Annotated in this window: 20 protein-coding genes; all 20 read right to left on the reverse strand. The window is 49.3% G+C overall.

The features are described 5' to 3' along the window. Positions 1-219: 219 nt before the first annotated feature. Entirely contained in the window at positions 220-1,359 is a 1,140-nt protein-coding gene (locus NAV32_RS01835) for a glycosyltransferase family 4 protein (protein ID WP_256051080.1), read from the reverse strand. Between the two features lie 212 nt (positions 1,360-1,571). Continuing rightward, positions 1,572-2,336, reverse strand: coding sequence for an AglZ/HisF2 family acetamidino modification protein (locus NAV32_RS01840; RefSeq protein ID WP_256051081.1), 765 nt, complete (start codon positions 2,334-2,336; stop codon positions 1,572-1,574). Beyond that, the gene (gene hisH / locus NAV32_RS01845) at positions 2,330-2,953 is read right to left on the reverse strand and encodes an imidazole glycerol phosphate synthase subunit HisH (protein WP_256051082.1); all 624 of its coding nucleotides are present in this window, start codon (positions 2,951-2,953) and stop codon (positions 2,330-2,332) included. Before hisH ends, NAV32_RS01840 begins: the two co-directional genes overlap by 7 nt. A gap of 408 nt (positions 2,954-3,361) precedes the next feature. Beyond that, positions 3,362-4,474, reverse strand: coding sequence for an N-acetyl sugar amidotransferase (locus tag NAV32_RS01850; protein ID WP_256051083.1), 1,113 nt, complete (start codon positions 4,472-4,474; stop codon positions 3,362-3,364). 221 nt (positions 4,475-4,695) lie between these two features. After that, the gene (gene rffA, locus NAV32_RS01855) at positions 4,696-5,826 is read right to left on the reverse strand and encodes a dTDP-4-amino-4,6-dideoxygalactose transaminase (RefSeq protein WP_256051084.1); all 1,131 of its coding nucleotides are present in this window, start codon (positions 5,824-5,826) and stop codon (positions 4,696-4,698) included. Beyond that, positions 5,810-6,385, reverse strand: a complete 576-nt coding sequence (locus tag NAV32_RS01860) for an acyltransferase (protein ID WP_256051085.1) — start codon at positions 6,383-6,385, stop codon at positions 5,810-5,812. The genes rffA and NAV32_RS01860 overlap by 17 nt, the downstream gene beginning before the upstream one ends. Continuing rightward, a complete protein-coding gene (locus tag NAV32_RS01865) occupies positions 6,385-7,416 on the reverse strand; it encodes a TDP-N-acetylfucosamine:lipid II N-acetylfucosaminyltransferase (protein ID WP_256051086.1) in 1,032 nt (343 codons plus the stop codon). The genes NAV32_RS01860 and NAV32_RS01865 overlap by 1 nt, the downstream gene beginning before the upstream one ends. Positions 7,417-7,504: 88 nt before the next feature. Continuing rightward, a complete protein-coding gene (locus tag NAV32_RS01870) occupies positions 7,505-8,749 on the reverse strand; it encodes a hypothetical protein (RefSeq protein ID WP_256051087.1) in 1,245 nt (414 codons plus the stop codon). A 131-nt stretch (positions 8,750-8,880) separates the two neighbouring features. Next, complete coding sequence (locus NAV32_RS01875; RefSeq protein WP_336604859.1) at positions 8,881-9,105, reverse strand: N-acetylneuraminate synthase family protein; 225 nt, start codon at positions 9,103-9,105, stop codon at positions 8,881-8,883. 251 nt (positions 9,106-9,356) lie between these two features. Continuing rightward, positions 9,357-10,412: a pseudaminic acid synthase gene (gene pseI, locus NAV32_RS01880; protein WP_256051089.1), complete on the reverse strand. Its 1,056-nt coding sequence runs from the start codon at positions 10,410-10,412 to the stop codon at positions 9,357-9,359. Next, positions 10,409-11,377, reverse strand: coding sequence for an ATP-grasp domain-containing protein (locus NAV32_RS01885; protein ID WP_256051090.1), 969 nt, complete (start codon positions 11,375-11,377; stop codon positions 10,409-10,411). Before NAV32_RS01885 ends, pseI begins: the two co-directional genes overlap by 4 nt. After that, positions 11,374-12,108 carry a metallophosphoesterase family protein gene (locus NAV32_RS01890; RefSeq protein ID WP_256051091.1) on the reverse strand — a complete coding sequence of 245 codons (735 nt, stop codon included), beginning with the start codon at positions 12,106-12,108 and terminating at the stop codon, positions 11,374-11,376. The genes NAV32_RS01885 and NAV32_RS01890 overlap by 4 nt, the downstream gene beginning before the upstream one ends. Positions 12,109-12,136: 28 nt before the next feature. Beyond that, a complete protein-coding gene (locus tag NAV32_RS01895; protein WP_256051092.1) occupies positions 12,137-13,027 on the reverse strand; it encodes a class I SAM-dependent methyltransferase in 891 nt (296 codons plus the stop codon). A 185-nt stretch (positions 13,028-13,212) separates the two neighbouring features. Further along, positions 13,213-13,944 carry an SDR family NAD(P)-dependent oxidoreductase gene (locus NAV32_RS01900; RefSeq protein WP_256051093.1) on the reverse strand — a complete coding sequence of 244 codons (732 nt, stop codon included), beginning with the start codon at positions 13,942-13,944 and terminating at the stop codon, positions 13,213-13,215. Between the two features lie 5 nt (positions 13,945-13,949). Next, positions 13,950-15,074, reverse strand: a complete 1,125-nt coding sequence (gene pseG, locus NAV32_RS01905) for a UDP-2,4-diacetamido-2,4,6-trideoxy-beta-L-altropyranose hydrolase (RefSeq protein ID WP_256051094.1) — start codon at positions 15,072-15,074, stop codon at positions 13,950-13,952. Next, a complete protein-coding gene (locus NAV32_RS01910) occupies positions 15,074-17,101 on the reverse strand; it encodes an aminotransferase class III-fold pyridoxal phosphate-dependent enzyme (protein ID WP_256051095.1) in 2,028 nt (675 codons plus the stop codon). The genes pseG and NAV32_RS01910 overlap by 1 nt, the downstream gene beginning before the upstream one ends. Further along, positions 17,098-17,970: an aldo/keto reductase gene (locus NAV32_RS01915; RefSeq protein ID WP_256051096.1), complete on the reverse strand. Its 873-nt coding sequence runs from the start codon at positions 17,968-17,970 to the stop codon at positions 17,098-17,100. The genes NAV32_RS01910 and NAV32_RS01915 overlap by 4 nt, the downstream gene beginning before the upstream one ends. Next, entirely contained in the window at positions 17,960-18,667 is a 708-nt protein-coding gene (locus tag NAV32_RS01920) for a GNAT family N-acetyltransferase (RefSeq protein WP_256051097.1), read from the reverse strand. The genes NAV32_RS01915 and NAV32_RS01920 overlap by 11 nt, the downstream gene beginning before the upstream one ends. After that, positions 18,664-19,833 (reverse strand): UDP-4-amino-4,6-dideoxy-N-acetyl-beta-L-altrosamine transaminase, encoded by a 1,170-nt coding sequence (gene pseC, locus NAV32_RS01925; protein ID WP_256051098.1) that lies wholly within the window; start codon positions 19,831-19,833, stop codon positions 18,664-18,666. Before pseC ends, NAV32_RS01920 begins: the two co-directional genes overlap by 4 nt. After that, positions 19,833-20,831 carry a UDP-N-acetylglucosamine 4,6-dehydratase (inverting) gene (pseB, locus tag NAV32_RS01930; RefSeq protein ID WP_256051099.1) on the reverse strand — a complete coding sequence of 333 codons (999 nt, stop codon included), beginning with the start codon at positions 20,829-20,831 and terminating at the stop codon, positions 19,833-19,835. Before pseB ends, pseC begins: the two co-directional genes overlap by 1 nt. Between the last annotated feature and the right edge of the window lie 19 nt (positions 20,832-20,850).

A 20,850-nucleotide genomic window follows, 5' to 3' on the forward strand; every position in this document is an offset into this window, starting at 1 on the left:
CTTTTTCCCCGCCGATGAAGCCAAAAATTCCACACATAGAACAGCCCGTATCAATTAGTTATTCCACTGCGAGCACAGCGGGTTGTAGTCTGGGCGGGACGCAGAGCCGGCTGAAGCCTACTCCAGACCGTCGAACCCTTGCTCCTGGGCACGAGCCTTATCCAAAACCGGAGCAGAGTCATCGCGTCACTTCGCACACTTTGCGTACCCACCAGGTTATCAGTGATTTACCGATGACAGGCACTGCTGGTACAAGGCCACTAACTTCTGCTCCTGTGCCTGCCAACTCAAAGGCGTCAGGCTTGCGAAACGGAAAGACGGCGCAGAACGCTCAAGCCTGAGGATGGCGTCCCGAATGTCATTGGCGCGCAGTTTACAGCACTCGCCAATCCCGTACTCAGTAAGCACAGAACGAATATCCGGGAAGTCAGATGCCAGCACCGGCACACCAGCAAAGCAATACTCGAAGAGCTTGTTCGGCAGGCAGTAGTAATCACTGAGCGAGACGTCCTGAACCAAACACAGCCCGAAGTCCGCAGACTGCACGATAGGAACGACTTGCGAGTGTGCCACGGCGTCATGCACGTGCATGTTCGGATGCAGAGCTTCCAGACGCTTGAGCTCATCGCTCAACTCGCCATAGCCGAGAAACACAATGTGCGATGACACTTGCGAATCCCTGAAGGCCTCAGTGAGCAAATCAATGCCGCGACCGTGGCCAAGGATCCCGACATAGACGAATATCTTGCGCTCGGCTGGGATGGAGAATTTTCCCCTTAGGTAGTCATCGTCCTGCTGAAGCCCATCGATAAATAGCGGCGAATTGAGGATTACCTCCGACCGCTTTGGCCCGATAGCCTCGTTATACCAACGCTCGATGGACGGACTAACCACAATTAAGGCATCGACGAATCGCCATAACACCTTTTCCATTCGAAAGGTAAGCAGGCCCTGTAGCCTGGTAAGGCCGTTGCGGTCGGATTCGAGCTCATGCGCATCGTAAATAAGCTTTGCGCCTGTGAAGAGCTTCACGATAACGCCCAAAGGAAGAACTAACGTGTCGTGACAATGGATTACATCGGGCCGCTGTCGAATGGCACGAGGCAGCATTTTGGCAACCAACTCGCAAAGCGATGCAACATGCCTGAGCGTGCGGGGCAGGAAGGTCAGCTTGCGAGAATGCAGTTCAATCGCGTCGATATTTGCCGTGAAAGAAATAGCTGACTTCTGCGCCCCCTCATCAAGCACAACCCCTATGCCACTGACCTCATAACCAGCCGCAACCAGCGCACCCATTTCCTTGAGAATTCGTGAGTCGGACTCGATGTCTGTATGTGTTAAATGCAGAGTTTTCTTCATGCTTAAATTTCATCTTTATATTCAATTTAGTGAATACAATTAGCTAACAAAGAGTATAAATCGCTATTAATACTCATCTCGGTAAAGCACGATATTATTAGCAAATAAGAAGGCTTCGCCAGCTGAAACTCTTTAAAAGCAAAGCATTCTATGGAGCAATTACTGCCAAAAATCTGCATACACTTAGCCAGTTCTTTGTTGGTATTAACATCTTACTCTTTGAAAAGCTTTTCTAAATCAGTGTAATTAGGATAAGTGAGCAGTACTGCCTTGTGCTTGCCATGAAACGTAAAAAAAGCCCCCGCAGCAACGGCAGATGCTTTAGCAGAGCGAACAGCGATATTGAAATCAGCCAAACTGGCAGCACCACCTTGCGCAATAACTGGAATATTCACCGCGCGGGAAACCTGCTCAATCAGTTCGAGGTCATAGCCCTTGGCTGTGCCCTCCCGATCTATCGCAGTAAGAACCAACTCACCTGCCCCCATTGCCTCAGCCTTCTTTGCATAGGCAACGGGGTCTAGGCCCGTTTTTCTCATTGCGCTATGGGTATAGACCTCATAACGCCCAAGAAGAGTTTTCTTAACGTCTATTGATACGACAATGCTCTGCGAGCCAGCAATACGACTACAATCTTTGATCAGCTGTGGTTGAATAAAAAACTGTGTATTAACAACTACTTTCTCTACACCTGAGCGAAATAAACGCTCTACTTGGCTGACCGAACTAACACCACCACCATAGGCAATCGGCATAAAAGCCTCAGAAGCCATATCTTCAATTAAACGATAGTCGGGCTCTCGATTATTAGCCGTGGCAGATATATCAAGAAAAACCAGCTCATCAACTTCCTTCTCGTTGAAGATACGAACAGCGTTGATCGGATCACCGACATATTTATGCTTCTTGAATTTCTCGCCCTTGACCAGCCCACCGTCCTGAAGAAGAAGCACGGGAATAACACGTGTTTTCAACATCTAGAGAGCTCAATAAAATTATGAAAAAGCCGCTTACCGAATTTGTGGCTTTTCTCCGGGTGAAACTGCACGCCAAAAATATTATTTTTTTGTACAGCGCAAGCAAAATCATTACCATAATGGCAAAGCGCTAAAACATCATCATCAATCACATTAGTAGCACGATATGAATGCACAAAATAGAACCTTTCCCTAGCAGCCTTGAGTGAAAATAAAGGATTGTCCTTTGTAACCCAAGCCTCATTCCAGCCCATATGAGGTACGACAAGACGTTCGCCGGCCTCTAGTCCTGAAAAGTCAAAACGTTTGATCTGCCCAGTCATCCAACCTAAGCCAGGCAACTCACCCTCGTCACTGCTTTCAAATAGCAGCTGCATACCCAAGCACACACCCAGAAAAGGTACTTTATTTTCAAGTACAAGCGACTCCAAAACAAAACGAAAAGGCTCCAAACGTGTCATGCCATGGTCGAAAGCACCAACACCAGGCAAGATAATGGCCTTTGCATCAACGAGCCTTTCAGAATTATCAACAACCTCTGATTGAGCACCCAAGTAACGCAACATATTTTTGATAGAGCCGCAATTACCCATACCATAGTCAATAATTTTTATCACAGAAAGCTTCCTGTCATACGCTTAAAGCCCTGCACTCTTTTGGCCTCCACGTGTTCTCCTTAGCGTAAGCACATCGCCCTCTAGACAAATTTAGACACGTGACCACTCTAAATTTCAAATTTCAGCAAAATATGAAGCTATAAACACTTTAAGACAACGTTTAAGCCATGGTGTCGTACAACAGCTATGTTCCCCCTGACTCTAACCAAGCCAGGCAGCCCAGAAAATAGAAATGATGAAACCAAAAATCATAACCAATACAACCAATACAACTACCGACTTCAGCCGGACACAATACAAACAACAAGCCAGCACTAAGCTAATGAAAGAACGGCAGCACGCACTCCATATCAGCAAACACTCCCTCTCGCCACATGAAAATCTACAACCCGCTAAAACACCATAACTTTACCGCCTACGCCTAACAAAACGCTTTAAACCTCTAAAAAAATCATGCACGGAAGTTTGATTTGGGTAATCGGAAAACACCTTGTTCGGAAGTTTAATAAAAGACTCTAACTCCCCACTCTTTAAGCCCAGCTTCTTCTCAATATAAAATATATCCTCAACGAGCTCATGAGCGTCATATAGAGGCTTTTCAAGTTCCTTAACCGCCTCGACTCTAGACATCTGACCCGCAACAATCATGCTGGAGAAATGCGCCTTCCTTTTATCGTACCCAAACTTCTCGGGCAAATAATGTGCTTGAAAGAATTTCGTCCACTTTGACTCATGGTGCTTCCCACCATAATATCGCCACTCATAATTCTTTTCGAGAAATGAAATGGCTTCATTTTTATTGTAATTTAAAAAATTTAACGGCGTAACAACTACCATCTTTTTAAAATATGGCCAATATATTTTATTTTCCCAGAAACTCATAAGGGGAAAACTCTTGAGCCTCACCCTCCCAAACTTATTATGGATGGCTTTTATCTGGATACTATCATCTGCACCATAACCCCAAGCAGCAGGCAATATCGACTCACTACTTAAATTACTGCCAGTCAGGGTATACTTAATTTTCTCCTTATCGGCCAACTCATACAATTTTGCAAAAAAAGCATGGTCTTGCGGTACATCTTGGTTAGCTAAGGACGACTTCAGATACGCGACCTGAAGATCCTTCATCTCAGACCAATCAACCACATATGTATGTAAGTCCAGGCCAAGCTTGTTAACCATTTTCTCAATATTACTGACTGCAATTTCCGAATTCCAGCCGGCATCAACATGAACCACCAAAGGATTCAGCTTCATTTCTACCTTAGCCACATGTAGCAAATAACTACTGTCAACACCACCGCTCACGCCGATGATGCAGTCATACTCTTTATTTTCCCCATATTTCCGGATCTCTTCAGCAATGGCACCTAAGAACTTTTGCCCTTGTTCGTCGGGAAACCAACCTTTACGCAACTTATCTTTGGCGGTACGACAATGGTTACACTCACCAAGGTCATCGAACTCGATCTCTGGATCGCTTGCATCCATTACACACACCGAACACACTTTATACATATAATTCACCTACATATTAAAAGCTCGAATACTGCCCTCAAGCTGAGTAGCCCATTGCTGATTTCTTTCCATGTGCATCCCAAGCGGCATCCACTAGACCGCCGCACTGAAGCCCTCAATCGGCTACATTACGATGGTGTCATTCATTTCGAGTGCCCAAAGAATAGCTGCTACCAATACGAAATATACTATTGGCAAGCACCACAAAGCACAACGTTACCTCAGCTAAAAAAAGCCTGAAGCTCAGTTACCACCCGCTGTTGCTGTGCAGGTTCTATCCCGTACCAAATCGGTAACCGCAATAGGCGTTCGCTTTCTTTAACTGTGTAGATTACCTCACCATTGAAACGACCAAATTCTCGTCCGGCTTTAGAGCTGTGTAGCGGAATATAATGAAATACAGATAGTATATCCCGAGACTTTAGATGTTTTAAAAGTTCGCTACGTATGCCGAGGTTATTTACCTTCAAGTAAAACATATGGCCATTGTGTTTACAGAGGCTTGGTATAAAAGGCAGTTCTACATGACCTTGCTTTTCTAATGAAATAAAAGACTGGTAGTACGCACTCCAAGCATCAAGGCGATTTTGGTTTATTTCATTAGCTCGCTCTAACTGCCCCCACAGATAGGCTGCGCTAATGTCGTTAAGCAAATAGCTGCTGCCGATGTCAACCCAGCCATACTTATCAATCATGCCACGGAAGAACTGGCTGCGATCTGTGCCTTTTTCACGGATAACTTCAGCTCTGTCGATGAACCTGGCATCATTGATAATCAATAGGCCACCTTCACCGCCACTAGAGTAATTTTTAGTTTCATGAAAGCTAAACGCAGCTAGGTGACCAATGGATCCCAGTGCCTTGCCTTTGTAGCTACTCATCATGCCCTGTGCGGCATCTTCAATTACATACAGTTGATGACGAGCGGCAATTTCCATAATCGCATCCATTTCACAAGCCACACCTGCATAGTGGACGGGAACTATTGCTTTGGTTTTATTGGTAATAGCCGCCTCAATCAGACGCTCATCAATATTCATGGTGTCAGGACGGATATCTACAAATACGATTCGCGCACCTCGTAACACAAAAGCATTTGCGGTACTTACAAAAGTGTAGCTGGGCATAATAATTTCATCACCCGGCTGAGTATCTATGAGAATGGCTGCCATCTCCAAAGCAGCTGTACATGATGGTGTAAGTAGCGACTTTTCACATGGAAGAGTTCGTTCAAACCATGCTTGACATTTCCTAGAGAAAGGGCCGTCGCCGGACATTTGCGCATTGCGCATTGACTCTAGGACATATCGATCCTCGTTACCTGTAAATGGCGGCTTATTGAACGGAATCATTTTTCATCTCGTTTAAAAACTTCTTTTCAAGCTCTAGCAAGGCCTGCTTACGCTCTTTTACTCTGCGGGCAGGATTACCTACATAAACCCCCCAAGGCTGCGTGCTTTTATTCACTAAGGTCATTGCACCAATTGAGCAACCGTCGGCAATTTCAACGCCAGGAAACACTATAGAACCCGCACCAACGATAACATGACGTCCAAGGGTAACAGCACGCTTAGATTCATTTTTGTAACCAGAGGGAACTGTAGGATTGGTTAATGTTCTTCCAGAATAATCATCAGACTGGCTAAATATCTGGACTTGGTAGGCAAGCCCCGAAAAATCACTCATATATATACCCTTTTCCCCTCCAGCCAAAAGACAAAAAGGTGCTATATGAACGTGCCTTCCAATCGACACTTTTCCTGAGATAACGCAAAAATCATCAATACGGGAATTATCACCGATCTCAATCTGATCGACATTGTAAAGGCTAGCCTTACTACTAATCCTTACATTTCTCCCCAGAGATTTAAGACCAATTTCTTTTAATTCATATTCAGTAAGATAGGCCATTATGCAAAGATTCTTTCAAGTTGATTTATCAGGTTTCCCTTAGAAAAGTACTCTCGCACTTTACTTTTATTATCATCTGAGCAAACTCTTCCTAGACTAGAGAATCTAAGAGTATCGCCCACCACTATCCCCATATCCTGAAAGAGCTGCCATTGAGTTACATCACTGCGCAAGTATACGGTTTTGCCTAACCCAACCAATACAATTGTATTACCCATTGCTTGTTGTCGCTTATGATTAAAAATTGCAATATCTATACTTCCAAGCAACTCAAGATATTTTTGAAATGGAATAAACTCTGTTAACGGTTTGAACTTATCACCGAACCATTCCTTACCAAACCCTATTACTTGCTGCGCATACACTTGGTCGCCATACGAAAGCGGCACGTAAATAGAAATATCTTTATCTCTAAAAGGCAACAGCTTTGCCAAAGCCTCTTCGTGATTGTTTCCAGCATCAGCCGAATTCCCAACAAGTATATTAATGCTATTGTTCTTTTTTGGCTGTACCGCATATTCTTTGTATAAGTTACTGGTATACATAATGCACTCATGATACACGCCTTTCGCCCCATACCAAAGCCGTGCCAGATCCACATCACCTTTTATATAACTAACTAAATTCCCCATATTTTTTATTACAGGGCGTCGGAAAAACTCTTCTTTACGCCATCGCTTAGTCTGCTCACCCTGCCTAAACACATACAAATCCCCTCCCCATATAATCCAGTAGCATTTTTTCAGTAGCCATGGGCAAAAGAATAATATCTGAACCAATCTAATATCAGTCAAGCCGTGAATTATTATTTTATTTGCCTGATGCATTTTTATCAAACACTTTGCAAGATGTATTAAGCGACCTATCTTTGAACGGCCTGCCAAATGAACATTAGACGAAAGGGGTAAATCCTTATCTGCCATGTTGCTATCCAGCAAGAATTCATGACCACTGAAATTGAAGCTTCCCTTAATAAGCCCTACAAAGTCAGTAATTATGTTATCACAACTGCCAATATGGAGAATTTTCATGGATATCTCTACAAGGTTCCGCTACTGACTGTGTAGACACCAGCTACTTGAGTATGCTAGCAGGTGATATTTGCAACTCATTATTAGATCAGACCGCAATCATTAGCATCTCTTGATTGAACCCAAGATTAATTTTGTTATTCTCATTGCATCGCATCATATCTAAAAGCACCAGGGGCATTGAGGCCTCGTCAAACAGTATTTGCGGAACATAGTCAAACCTGAACACTTCCTCTTTTGAGGTTGTCACTTGAACAGCTCTAACACCAAGCACTGCCGCTTCATACAAAACAGTGCTCTGAAAGCCTAATACCAAATCTACGCTCTCAATAATATCTGCGACTACACCGTCTATCATCTCAACGTGATTTTCTAGAAAAAATCTTGAGATCTTTTCGTTGTCAACGTCCCATGGATGCAATTTCAACTGAAAAACAATACCTCTGCTTTTAAAAAAGCTATATAGAAACAATATTATATCTTTTTCTTTATCTTCCTTATCACTCAAAGGATTGCTGAAAAATACAACTTTCGTATCGACCCTTCCCGCCTTTCTAACAAGCCACCTTTTATTAAAACCAGCAACGTAATCTTTACTGTAAATTGGGCAGCCAAAGTAGAAAGGCTTAACATGCTTTAGCATAGCGGAAATCTTTGACGCTTCAGATTCTGACCAACAGATATATTTGGTCGAAACAAGCCCATACGTATAAAGCTCTGAAAAGTTCTGAATATAACCATGAGGTATGGTTGTTACATCTATACCGTCTCTCTTGGCTATGCTTGCCAAGCAAGCATAAATAGAGTCCGAATAATCAGTAACATAAAGCTCCCTCAAACCCACAGCATCAAACAGGGCATGCGCGCTTTTAACAAAGGCTTTCAGGCCCTGTGTTGTTTTTATATCTTTCTTTATTTCAGACCAGAGAGAAAACACATCAGCATAATTTTTATGCAAAACCACTGCAAACAAGCCCTTCCTCTCAGCCAAACCTTTAAAATAACGAGTGAAATTTACTTTTCTCATAAAAATGAATTTTAGAGTCTTGCTAAACTTGCTTTCTATTTTGCTTTCTAGAAACGCAAACTTGGTGCAACAGTTTAGATTTATCACCGGAAATTTTGGGCGAAGAGCCCAGCGCAATATATCTAGATAATAGCTATATATAACGTCTTTTCTTTCAACTCTAGCATTTGCCAAGACGTACTCATTCAGAGCCAAATCATCATTAAAAAGCAACCTCAAATAGCAGTAATAAAAATAAAATAGCTCTGCTTCATCCGCTTTTACCATCAGCTTCTCTTGAAGATTTAGTATATTTTGATCTTTCATGCAGCCTCTTTTTGCACAGCACTGCGCTGCGACCATATAATCATGGGTGGCATCAATCTCATTACAACCCCACGCTACTTTACTTAGTTAGTAATAAGCCATCCTGCATCCTGATGCCAGGCTACTGGAGATCATCGGCTGCCGCTGCTCTCCACGTGCTTTATTAGTGGTAGGTCGATGACTTCTAAGGAGGCGGTCTTGTAGGCCGGGACATTGAGGTCTTTCAGCAGGTCAAAAGCGGTACTGTCGAACGATGGGCTGAAGGTAGTGCTATGCAGCTGCATCCATACTCGAACAGCGGCTTTTGCCACTCCCAAATCTGGGCCTCCGGGTAAAGCTCGTAAGGGTTTATCCATCCCACAGCCGGCCACAATTGAGGGTGATGGTAGACAGAAAGCTCGGCAACAGCGCAGAGAGGATAGTCAAGCCCGATCCCTTTCCCAGCAACTGAAATTTTAGAAATCATGAATTTTGCGGGATTTTGCGGCATTCTTCGTGCGTTGTCTGCCATTCGATAGCTAGGACCAACAACACCTCATCATCCCAGTGAAAATTACATATATTCTCCTTATCATGGGCCGTCCTTCCATCTGCATCACCCATGTACTTACGCGCCAAAAGCCTCTTCAGACACCGGGGTTTGGGCTCTAATATCTCTAAAAACCCTTCTCCCGATGATCCTCGTCAGGTGTTTAGGGCTTAATCCATAACCTGGGCGAACGCTTCGTACCGCATCCGCCGTTAAGATTTCGCCAGCTTTAAGGTCCCTCACAAAATAAAGAGAGCGGCGGAACTTCGCATTGCCAAGCTCACTGGACTTCCGCCCATAGTCCACCTTGCCTAACGCTGCCCATGCCGTCTTGCTATGACGGCATAGTGCCGTGAGTTCGGCAGGCTCCAGCGAAAAACTGTCATCCGGCCCACCGCCGTCTCGGTCGAGTGTGAAGTGTTTTTCGATAATAGATGCGCCGAGCGCTACGCTTGTGATGGCGGTGGTATTATCCAATGTGTGATCGGAGAGCCCAGTGACTAAGCCATAACGCTGAATCATGTCAGGGATAGTGCGCAAATTGTAATCTGCCGCTGGAGCAGGATAGCCGCTGACGCAGTGGAGTATGGCCAGTTCTTTGCACCCCCCCTCCCGAGCAGCCTCGATAGCTTCCTGGATTTCCTCGACATCGGCCATACCGGTGGAGATGATCATCGGCTTGCCCGTGCTGGCCACATACTTGATCAGCGGCAGGTCGACGGCTTCGAACGAGGCGATCTTGTACGCCGGGGCATTTAGATCTTCGAGCAGGTCGACAGCAGTGTTGTCAAACGGTGAGCTGAAGATGGTGATCTCCAGCTTTCTTGCATGCTCGAACAGCGGCTTGTGCCACGCCCAGGGCATATGGGCTTCCTGGTAAAGCTGATATAGAGTCTTGCCATCCCATAATCCACCTTGAATCCGAAATTCTTCAGCATCGCAATTGAGTGTGATGGTATCGGCGGTATAGGTCTGCAGCTTGATGGCGTCGGCGCCCGCCTTCTTAGCTTCTTCGATAATTGTCAGCGCGGTTTCCAGCTTGCCGTTATGGTTGGCGGAAAGCTCGGCGATGATGTAAGGAGGCACGTCGGCAGCGATGCGGCGCTCGGCAATATGTATTGCGGGTAGGCTCATGGGCGTTCCTCATAGATTGCAGGCGGTACGCAGGTAATGTATTCCTGCGCACTGCGAAAAAATCGGGTACCTGGTACCGGTGGACTATAAGCCGGTAGCGGTGGAGTGTGCTCGGTGCCGACCGTGTCCTGAATCCACCAACGTAGATCGCAGAAACCCATCTTGTCGCGAAAAACCAGAGTGCTGGAAAGGCGCGGATTGATCTCAAATAGGCATGGTCCATCCGTAGTCAGGCGGAGTTGTACATTAATCGCACCATCGAGCTCGAGGTGCCTAGCGATTGCTGCAACATAATTTTCTATTCGAGGGTCGGTAATTACCTCTCCGCGCGCCGTCAGCCCGCCCGACAGCGTGCGTCGGAGCATGAGTATCTGTGTGCCTCGGACTTCCGAATGGTAGGCAGCGCAGGTGTATTCTTGGTCATCAGGGGCGAGGTATTCCTGCCAGATTTGACTAGGAATAGCGCACTGGCTGAATGTCTGCGCATCGTCGATCCGCTGAATTTGCTTGCTGCCTTGTCCGGCGCGCGGCTTGACAATCACAGGGTATGCGGGCGGGGTGGTGACTCCAACGATGCCGTTTTTCGGAACACGAAGCCCGCATCCTGAGAGGAATGTCATGCATGCACGCTTATCCAGCGAGCGGTCGACGGCGTGGCGGTTGGCGATGAGGATTCGAGCATCAGCTATCTTCAGCAAGCCGTGCTTGCTGAGCAAAGAGATCTCGGCCTCGCTAGTAGGGACGAACAGGCCGATGTTATGGCGCTCAATGTGAAGTGTAAGCCAGCTCAGATAGGTTTTGTCGGTCGCGCGAGGCGCCACAACGTGGTGGTCGAACACGAATTCACCGGGGTGTTCGGAGTGAATGTCGATGCCGTACAGCCGGCCTTTCCATCCCCAGTCGCGCAGGATGCGGCCGGCGCCGAAGCCAATGTCGCCCGCGATACCGCTAATGAGGACATTCACAATGTTCTCCTGGTCATTATTTTGTGTAGGTAGCCAAGTGCGGGATCTCGCACCTGGGCAGCGGCAATCACGTGGCCGAATTCATAAGGGACGCGCTTGAAGCGTACAACGCGATTAGCGAGGTCGATCAGTGCATAGCAGGCCTGCCCGCCGTAGTCACGAGGCTGCCCGACAGAGCCGGGGTTCAACAGGACGCGTCCATCCATATGGTGGATAAACGGATAATGCGTATGGCCCAGAACGGTAAAATCGCGACCGGCGTGACAGCGGGCAAGAACATCCGCAGCGGCTTCTGGGTAGATGTACTCATCGGTTGCTGCAGGGCTGCCGTGATGCACGGAAAAGTGAATGCCCTCAAGCGTCAGTTCTGCTCTGACAGGCAAATGCAGGAGCCATTGCAACTCGTCGTCAGATAGCGTGTCCCGGCAGACGTCGTAGCCCGAGCCATATTTCTCCCGGTAGCGTTCAGCGGCGACAGGGCTGATCAGGGTTTCTGCCAGAATGTCTTCGTGATTACCGCGGATGCAGGTTACGCAGGCGTCGTGCATCAGACGCTGAATGACCGGCCCGGGCCAATAATAATAGCCAACCAAATCTCCCGCGACGATAAAGTGCTCAACTGCTTCGTTTCTGCAATCCGCCAGCACGGCTTCCAATGCATGAATGTTCGCGTGAATATCCGCAAGTATGGCAACTCTCATAGCAAATGGCGCTTCATCAACAAAACCCACCCCGGCTGCGACCAGCCAGAAATTTTATTTAAACATTAGCCTGCGGTCGTAAATACGCTATCAGGTTTCGACCCAGCCCGACCTCAGCCAAAGACGTATAGAAACGGTTAGCTGTGTCTAGCCCAGATAAACTAATTAAGTATTCAAGCCTCAGCCGTGCCCTATGAGCAGCAGGGCCGAGTGATCGATCAGTGACGTAATTTGAGCCCGCATGCGCAAGATAAAAGTCGATCGGGAAGTCGCCCTGCAGGTTAAGGCAATCCCAACCTGTCGCAGCCGCTATATTCTTGAGACTTTCTTTCGTGAAATAACTGATATGGTCTGGAATCGCAATCCAGAACCGTTCAGGAATGCCACCACTTTCCAAGAGCGCCTCGTGGTAAGCATTTCCATCGTTAGGTACGGTTATTACTAGAACTCCTTCGTACGCTAGGATCTGGCGCAATGAACGAAGAAGGCCGACAGGATCAAGCACATGCTCAAGCACGTTACCCAACCAAACGAGGTTATATCTCTCACCTGCAGTAATCTGAGATTCTAGGAGCTGAAAAACGTCACCTTGCTGAACGAAAGGAAGGCAGTCCGGGTTCATCTGTTCAACACCGGCGCGGCTAAAATCAATGCCGGCAACCTGCCACCCCAATGATCGAAAATGACTGAGGACAAAGCCTTCCCCACATCCCACATCAAGCATCCTGCCGCAGAAATCACTCCCTAAGAGAGCACGAGCTTGCGATGCACGCTGCGCAATCCGAAGTCCAATAACCTCGCTTTCAAGGGTTGAGTAGCTCTTGCGGTAGCTGGAGGATTCGTTCTGGTAGTAAGTCTTTTCGTAATAGGCGGCGAGTGATTGTGGCGATGGTTTTTCTGACAGTTCAAGAAAACCCAGCTCATGCCTTTTTAGTCTTGAATCCTTCATAGCTTATCGCCCGTTTCTTATGATCGATATCACGTTAAATTAATTCTCGTAGCGAAAACACACCCGTCAATTTATGAACGCGACCAGTATTAATAGCCAACCAAATACCAGTTGCAATCCCTGCAATTAACCAGCACGATTTTCAACAACAATATTCGCGTGGATGACCGCGAAAATCGCGGCTGTCATGGCAGTTGGCTCTTCATCAAAAGAATAAGCTCGACAGCTACCGCATGAGGTGCTTTCAGCAAGCCTTCCGTCTTATAAGAACGAAATGCTGCGACGTCAGGCATATCGGCTTCCTGCTGACCTCTTATAAGTTTCTGCATTGACGTATCCATAATTCCGGGGTCGGAATGGACGACCTTCACATGCGGATTTTCTAGCGCCAGCACATCTAGTGCCATTTTATAGGCTGCCTTGCTAGTACAGTAAGCCTGCCAGCCGCGAATCGGTCGGCGAGCCGCGCCGCTGCTTACATCAAGAATAAGAAAAGGACGGCGTTGCGCATGCGCAATGTCGGCGAGGGTGTTGGCGATGATTAGAGGGACTAGGCAGTTGATCCGCATAGCACGCTCGAGGCCGGAAAGTGCGAGGCCTGAAGCTTTGCCAATGGGCTCGATGATTGAGGCGTTACTGATGAAGGCCAGAGGGCCCTCGGATGTCGATTGCACGATGCGCCGCAGTAAGGCCAACGCACTTTCCAGCGCCTCGGAATTCCCACCGAGATCCACCTCGACGAACTCTATTTGCGCAGATGCTGTTTTCGCCACAGCGGCGATGCGCTTTAGATCGCGCCCCAGACCAACTACGGGATAGGCCTGAGATACGAGTTGGTTGAATAATTCAAGGCCCAGGCCGCGCGTTGGGCCAGAGAGGATGACCGTTGGAGGGGCAATATTGTTAGGATCGTTCATCGGAATCATACCAATTGCGCGCATACGCGCGAGGCGCCGCAGCCATCTGTCACACGGGCGGCAGCGACGGCGTACGCTTCAAGGTTGTCCATCAACTCAACGTGCTGCGCACGGAACTGTGCCGCGTCTGGTTCGCTCAGTGCGGCCTGATCGAGTTCTACAGTTGCACTAGCTGAGGCCAATGCGGCAATGACCGTGCGTTGGTTAGCTGCGGTGCATATGAGCAGACTCGGAACGCCAAGGCAACAGAGCTCCCAAGAGGTGCTGCCTGCTGCCCCTATCGCCAAATCACTATCGGCCATCAGTTGCGCCATGTCGTCGACCCCAACCAGCACCCGAGTCGGCCATGGCATGCCTTGCGCTTGGTTTCGCACGTCATCCAGCCACGGCGCCGTTGCACCCATGACCACCGTGATCCGGCAACCGGCAGGCGGGGGGCTGTTGCGCAATGCCTCCAGCACCTGTCCGGTAGCATTGTCCTTGTCGACGCCTCCCATAGTGATCAAAAGCTTGCGCAACTGAGGCGTGACACGACGTTCAAGGCTGTAGGCGCGCAGGACTGCGAATTCCGGGCGCAGCAACGCATATTGCGAGCCACACAAGAGCCGACAGTGATCTGGCACCCAGGCTCGGTAATCCTCTGACTGGCGCCCAAAAGTCTGGTCGAGGAGCAGATCACATATATGCAGCCTATCGACCAAGTCGTCAATCACCATCAATTTGCGAGAGTGCCGTTTGAGGATCTGTTCCCAGCAGGCATCCAGCGCGTAGTGGTCTACGATCAACCAATCGGGCTGCAGTGCAGCGAGAATCGGAATGCAAGCTTCCGCATCCTCTGCCTGTGTTGCGCCAAGCCAGTGGCTGTGAGCCAGACCTTGCTCACCGCTTGCAGCCTTAATCGCGAGCGAGCTCTCTTCTACCGCATCAGGTTCGGTGCGAGCTGCCAAGACATGAACGATATAACCCTTGTTACGGATCAGCTCGATTAAATTGCCCTGGTGTTCGCGACAGAGAAACTGGCAGTCGGCGCCTCGCGTGACAAGAGCATCGGCCAATGTCAGGCAGCGCATAACATGGCCGGTCCCGATCTGCAGGGAGGCGTCGGCGCGAAAACAGATCTTCAACGCCATTAGTTAAGGCGTTTAAAGCCGCTGTGGCAAACCGGCCCCTTGAGCAACGGTTCAACCGGTCGCCCCTCTTCGCATTCTTTGATAAGGGCAAAAATCGGCTCCAGCTCGGCAAAATAGCCCTCCACGACCGCAGGCGTGTGTTCTGTACTGACATAAACGGCATTGCTAACCAGATACCCCTTGGCCAGCATTTCCTGACTGATCAGGGTTTTGTATTGCAACGCCTGCTGGCTGGTGAAGGAGAAACCCGTCAGCGCAGGGAGCCCCCAGTGAGAAACACCCAGTCCATGCTTGTCGGCCAGCTTCTGCCAACCGGCACGAATATCGAGACCGGTCTGAGTAATCTGCTCCCAGGAGCGCAGTCTTTCCATGACCTCTAATGTCTTCAGGGCAGCAGTAGGCCCGATGCGCTCGGTCCAGAATGTGCTGCTTATGAAGGTTGATTGCGCCGCCTCCATCACCTCACGACGACCGATGGTTGCCGTGATTGCATAGCCGTTACCCAATGCCTTGCCGAACATGGCCATATCAGGCTCAACACCATACATCTTGTGCAGACCACCGAACGTCTGGCGAAAGCCGGACGTGCATTCATCGAAGATGAGAACTATACCCCGCTCAGTGGCGAGCTTGCGCACCTTGTGCAGGAAGTCGTCTTCCGGCCCCATGTTGCGCGCCACTTCCATTTTGATTACGCCTATATCATGGCGGCCGACCAGATCTTCCAACTCGGCGAAATTGTTGTAAGTGAAAGGGAATACCGTACCCCGAAGGTTACTCGGAACCCCTTTAGGCTCGAGGCCTGGCAAAAGGTGACCGGCCAGATTCTCATCATCGCCAAGGTTGGCGGACAGATACCAATCGTGCCAACCGTGGTAGCCACATACGGCAACCTTATCCTTGCCACTAGCGGCGCGGGCGATGCGAATCGCAATCGCATTAGCTTCTCCACCGGAGCGCGCGAAGCGGGCCATGTCAGCCCAGGGGTGCAGCTCAATGAGCTTCTCAGCCAACCATACTTCTTCCGGGCAGTTCAGTGTGGACATATTGCCCGCCGTAACGGTGGCACGAACAGCGTCATCCACTTCGGGGTGACCATATCCCAGAGAGTTGGTGCCGACGCCCATGATGCACATGTCAATAAACTCATTGCCGTCCAGGTCCCATACTTTGCAGCCCTTGGCTTTGCTGAAATAGGCCGGCCACCGCTCTGGAAGAAACATTTCTGCTCGTTTGGACAACAGCATATTGCCGCCCGGAATAACATGCTTAGCTCGCTTCCAAAGTTTCTGACCGGTGCTCATTACAGCTCCTTCGTTGCGCATAAGGTTCTGGTTGGTGGCAAAAAGCTCGGGTTTGCTGCGTTGCAGTTCCACGATCTCATGCCAATTGAAATGAAAGTCTGGAGCGAAATGCTCGAAGACGCGACGTACGACCTCCAGATCAGCAGGTTCATCTACTGTCCAACGCCTGCTGGAAAGGTCTTCGCTATGAGAGATTGACCCGGTACGAAAAATCCCAGACTCACGCAGGTAGGGCGTTACGTGCTCATGATCAAAAGCTGAACAAGTCTCTGCGGCGGCCCGCTCTAGCGCTCCAAGCATGAAGACCTCTACATCCAGCCCATCCGGGTAGCTTGGCGGCCGGGTATTACTTAAATAGTCGACATCCGCTGTATGGAAATGCCGGATTATTTCATCAACCAAGCCCGGATCAACCAGCGGGCAATCACCTGTGATGCGTACGATCAATTCTGCCGCATTGGCTCTAGCAGCTTGCAGGTATCGCTGTAGTACATCCTGCTCACTACCCTGCTCACAAACAAAGCCCAGGCTCCGGACATGATCGATCAACGGCTGGTTGCGCTTGTCGACCGAGGTGGCCACGACTATCTGATCGATTTCCTCGGAGCGCGCCAATCGTTTCAGCAACAACTCGATCATCGGCACCCCGACAATCGGCTTCATGACCTTATCGGGCAGCCGGGTAGAGCCCATGCGCGCCTGCACAATGGCAACAGTTTTCATAAATGATTCCAAAGAGAAGGATTCAACAGTTCAATATCTAAGCACTCCAGCTCAGGCGGAACCGGTAAGCAAGGCGCTGTCGCAGCCTGGAGAATTTCCTGCCATTGCGCGAGGGAATCCACACCCACTACCACTCGTTCGATCTCCGCGGTTCCCATCGCATGACGCAGGCACGCCTGTAATGGAGATTGCTCACTCTCGGCCAGCCAACGCTCCCATCGAGACCACAGGGCCTCCCAGCGAGCGAACTTGTCCGGACGTTCCCCTGACTTCATCAACAGCAACCCTTGCATGAAAACAGACCGTACGTGTAGAACTGTCCCCTCGCGCTGCAGTCGCTCAAGCCATCCCGAACGTATAAGCCGCTTATCGAAGATATTAAAAGGTGCTTGAATCAGGTCGAAATGATAGCGCTGGCAGAGCGAATCTAGCTCTTCTGGACCATAGACCGAGATACCGATACGGCGCGTCAGCTTCTGCTCACGTAGAGTCTGCAGAGCTCCGAACAATTCAGCCCCGTGCGCCTCAAGCAACTGTGCCGGACGGTGCAGCAATAGCCCATCTACAGCCGATATTCCGAGTCGTTCCAACGAAGCGTGGAGTTGCGACTGGACCCAGCCGATTACATCGAGACAGTCGGCAGGAACCTCCGGCAGCTTGGTCACGACAGCAAATCCTTGCAGATTCTGCTGGCCGAGGACCTTTTCACTTTCACCGTAGGCGGTTGCGGTATCCAGGGTTCGCACCCCGGCCTGTCGAGCGGACTCTAAGATCAGGCCAACTTCTTCAGGCGACACCTGCCCTGACTGATTGGCTATGCCATATTTCAGACCAAACTGAGCGGTTCCCAGCGCAAACTTAGCGAGCATGATTAGACTCTAACTCAGTTAACAAACTATCATTTTTTAAATGCGCAGCATCAATAAGCCTCTTAACCTTCCGGGCCATAGCCTCATGCTTTTTTATTCCTTTAAGCACACCATTTGCGATCACCTCACCGGGCCACAGGTGACCGTCACGCCGCTCAATTAGCCGTAAAAAATCCTGCAAAACAACGCTGATCAGAATTGAATCGGTAACATCCCAACCATGAACGAAACCATTCCTTAAAAACCCTTCCACCTTGAAACCGACGACTTCTAAGGCTCTATTCCATGATTCCAAGCCCGGATAAGCTTGACCAGCCCAGACACGTTTCATACCAAGACGTTTAAAAGCGTGCTCCACAACTAGCGCCATAGCCTCTAGAGCCGCCATAGGCGAATTTTTGCTTTTTACGGGACACACTAACGATATTTGACAAGAAGATTTTTCATAATTTATCTCAGACAAGCTAATCACGCCAAGCAATACGCCATCTTTACCTTTTATCAACACAATAAACCTATTGCTTTTTAAAGCATTGAAATAAAACTCTCTTTGCTCATCAACGGTATTTGGGAACTTACCTTGATCAAGAAATTGCGTATTTTTTTGGCTATTGAACCAGCCCGCCCATATAGGGAAATCCTCTTCAGAGGGAACACAAAGATCAATTTTTTCACCTTCGATAAAGATATTATTCATTCGCCTCCCCTCGCGATTGCGGCCCGGAGAGCGGACGCAACCTGCTCAATATCTGAAATCTCTAAAGATGAAAACATTGGCAAACTGATGGCTTCGGCGTAATAGCGCTCGGCCTCGGGAAAGTCACCAACCTTAAACCCGATATGTCGGTAATACGGCTGAGTGTGCACAGGAATGTAGTGCAGGTTCACGCCAATACCCTGTTCCCGCAGGGATCCAAAAACCTGGCAATGTGTCTTGGCAATCTGGTCAAGTTGCAGACGGATGACATAGAGGTGAAGGCCCGAGTAGCTGTCCGGATGCTGCCAGGGCTTGATGACGGGCAGGTCGGCAAGCAGATCGTCATAGCGACGGGCCAGCTGATGCCGGCGAGCCACATATTGATCGAGGCGCTGCATCTGGGTGACGCCCAGTGCTGCTTGCAGCTCAGTCATTCGATAGTTGAAGCCCAGATCGATCTGCTGGTAGTACCAGGGCCCGTCAGCATCATGCGTCATCTGCGCGGGGTCGCGAGTGATACCGTGGCTGCGTAGCAGCGTCATCTTGTTCGCCAGCTTGGCATCGTTAGTCAGTGCCATGCCGCCTTCGGCAGTGGTGATGATCTTAACGGGGTGGAAACTGAAAACGGTGATGTCGCTATAACGACAGTTGCCGATGAATTCACCGCGATATTTGCCGCCAATGGCATGGGAAGCGTCTTCGATGACTTTGAAATCGTAGCGTTGCGCCAGGGCATGGATAGCCTGCATATCGCACGGCTGCCCACAGAGGTGCACTGCTACTAGCACTTTCGGCAAGGTACCGTTCTGCTCGGCCTGCTCCAGTTTGTGAGCCAGTGCCTTGGGACAAAGGTTGTAAGTGCATGGGTCGATATCGACGAAATCAACCTTTGCCCCGCAATAGAGCCCGCAGTTGGCGGAGGCCACAAAGGTAATTGGACTGGTCCAAAGATAGTCACCGCTATCAAGCCCCAGCGCCAGGCAAGCGATATGCAGCGCGGAGGTAGCGCTATTTACCGCCAGTGCGTGCGTTGCGCCGACGTGATTGGCCACAGCCTGCTCGAAGCGCGGAACCATCGGACCCTGGGTAAGGAAGTCCGAGCTCAGGACTTCGACAACAGCGTCAATATCAGCCTGGGTGATGTCCTGGCGACCATAGGGGATCATCAGATTTTTCCGATATTGTCGCGATTGTCGTTAATCCACGCCTGCAGCTGGGCATCGCTCATCCACTCAGTATTGTTGTCGCTGGCGTAGACGAAGCCCTCAGGTACTTTCTTGCCGTCTTTGATGCGCTTCGGGCAAGTAGCCCAGCTATGGATCGTCGGCAGAATTTTGAAATGTTCCTGGTACTCGTAAGTGTAATAGGCGTCTTCGGCACTGATCATCTGCTCGTGCAGCTTTTCACCCGGACGAATACCCACCACTTCCTGCCTGGCTTCAGGCGCCACGACTCGCGCAAGATCGGTGACTTTCATCGACGGGATCTTCTTGACGTAGATTTCGCCGCCCTCCATGTCCTCGAAGGCATGCCAGACCAGTTCAACGCCCTCTTCCAAGGAAATCATGAAGCGGGTCATACGCTCGTCGGTAATTGGCAGCACACCCGACTCCTTAATAGACATGAAAAAGGGAATGACCGAGCCGCGGGATCCCATTACGTTGCCATAACGGACAACCGAGAAGCGTGTCTCATGGCCACCGACGTAGGAATTGCCAGCTACGAAAAGCTTGTCGGAGGCCAGCTTGGTGGCTCCGTACAGATTGATCGGGCTGCTTGCCTTGTCGGTGGAAAGCGCAACTACGCCCTTAACGCCCTTGTCGATGCAAGCGTCGATCAGGTTCATAGCACCATTGATGTTGGTCTTGACGCATTCGAAGGGGTTGTATTCCGCAGTCGGCACGATCTTGGTGGCTGCGGCATGCACAACGTAATCCACGCCATCGAGGGCTCGATACAAGCGATCCTTGTCTCGCACGTCGCCGATGAAGAAACGCACGCGATCATCGGCAGTAAATTTCTTGGCCATGTCCCACTGTTTCATTTCATCCCTGGAGAAAATGATGATTTTCTTGGGATTATACTTAGCCAAAGTCATCGGCACGAAGGTATTACCAAAGGAACCCGTGCCGCCAGTGACGAGGATGGTTTTATTAGAAAGCATACTTACTCACTCTTAACTC

Source organism: Stutzerimonas stutzeri, from assembly GCF_024448695.1.
In the GTDB taxonomy this organism is placed as follows: Bacteria; Pseudomonadota; Gammaproteobacteria; order Pseudomonadales; family Pseudomonadaceae; genus Stutzerimonas; species Stutzerimonas stutzeri_T.

Bases quoted from the DNA above. Each gene is read 5' to 3' on its own strand.
- pseI (WP_256051089.1), bottom strand. From the start codon at position 10,412: ATGAGCCTACCCGCAATACATATTGCCGAGCGCCGCATCGCTGCCGAC.
- pseC (WP_256051098.1), bottom strand. From the start codon at position 19,833: ATGATCCCCTATGGTCGCCAGGACATCACCCAGGCTGATATTGACGCT.
- NAV32_RS01915 (WP_256051096.1), bottom strand. From the start codon at position 17,970: ATGCTCGCTAAGTTTGCGCTGGGAACCGCTCAGTTTGGTCTGAAATAT.
- NAV32_RS01850 (WP_256051083.1), bottom strand. From the start codon at position 4,474: ATGTATAAAGTGTGTTCGGTGTGTGTAATGGATGCAAGCGATCCAGAG.
- pseG (WP_256051094.1), bottom strand. From the start codon at position 15,074: ATGGCGTTGAAGATCTGTTTTCGCGCCGACGCCTCCCTGCAGATCGGG.
- NAV32_RS01900 (WP_256051093.1), bottom strand. From the start codon at position 13,944: ATGAACGATCCTAACAATATTGCCCCTCCAACGGTCATCCTCTCTGGC.
- NAV32_RS01840 (WP_256051081.1), bottom strand. From the start codon at position 2,336: ATGTTGAAAACACGTGTTATTCCCGTGCTTCTTCTTCAGGACGGTGGG.
- NAV32_RS01860 (WP_256051085.1), bottom strand. From the start codon at position 6,385: ATGGCCTATCTTACTGAATATGAATTAAAAGAAATTGGTCTTAAATCT.
- NAV32_RS01910 (WP_256051095.1), bottom strand. From the start codon at position 17,101: ATGAAAACTGTTGCCATTGTGCAGGCGCGCATGGGCTCTACCCGGCTG.
- NAV32_RS01920 (WP_256051097.1), bottom strand. From the start codon at position 18,667: ATGAATAATATCTTTATCGAAGGTGAAAAAATTGATCTTTGTGTTCCC.
- rffA (WP_256051084.1), bottom strand. From the start codon at position 5,826: ATGATTCCGTTCAATAAGCCGCCATTTACAGGTAACGAGGATCGATAT.
- NAV32_RS01870 (WP_256051087.1), bottom strand. From the start codon at position 8,749: ATGAAAGATCAAAATATACTAAATCTTCAAGAGAAGCTGATGGTAAAA.
- NAV32_RS01865 (WP_256051086.1), bottom strand. From the start codon at position 7,416: ATGAAAATTCTCCATATTGGCAGTTGTGATAACATAATTACTGACTTT.
- NAV32_RS01895 (WP_256051092.1), bottom strand. From the start codon at position 13,027: ATGAAGGATTCAAGACTAAAAAGGCATGAGCTGGGTTTTCTTGAACTG.
- NAV32_RS01835 (WP_256051080.1), bottom strand. From the start codon at position 1,359: ATGAAGAAAACTCTGCATTTAACACATACAGACATCGAGTCCGACTCA.
- pseB (WP_256051099.1), bottom strand. From the start codon at position 20,831: ATGCTTTCTAATAAAACCATCCTCGTCACTGGCGGCACGGGTTCCTTT.
- NAV32_RS01875 (WP_336604859.1), bottom strand. From the start codon at position 9,105: ATGGATAAACCCTTACGAGCTTTACCCGGAGGCCCAGATTTGGGAGTG.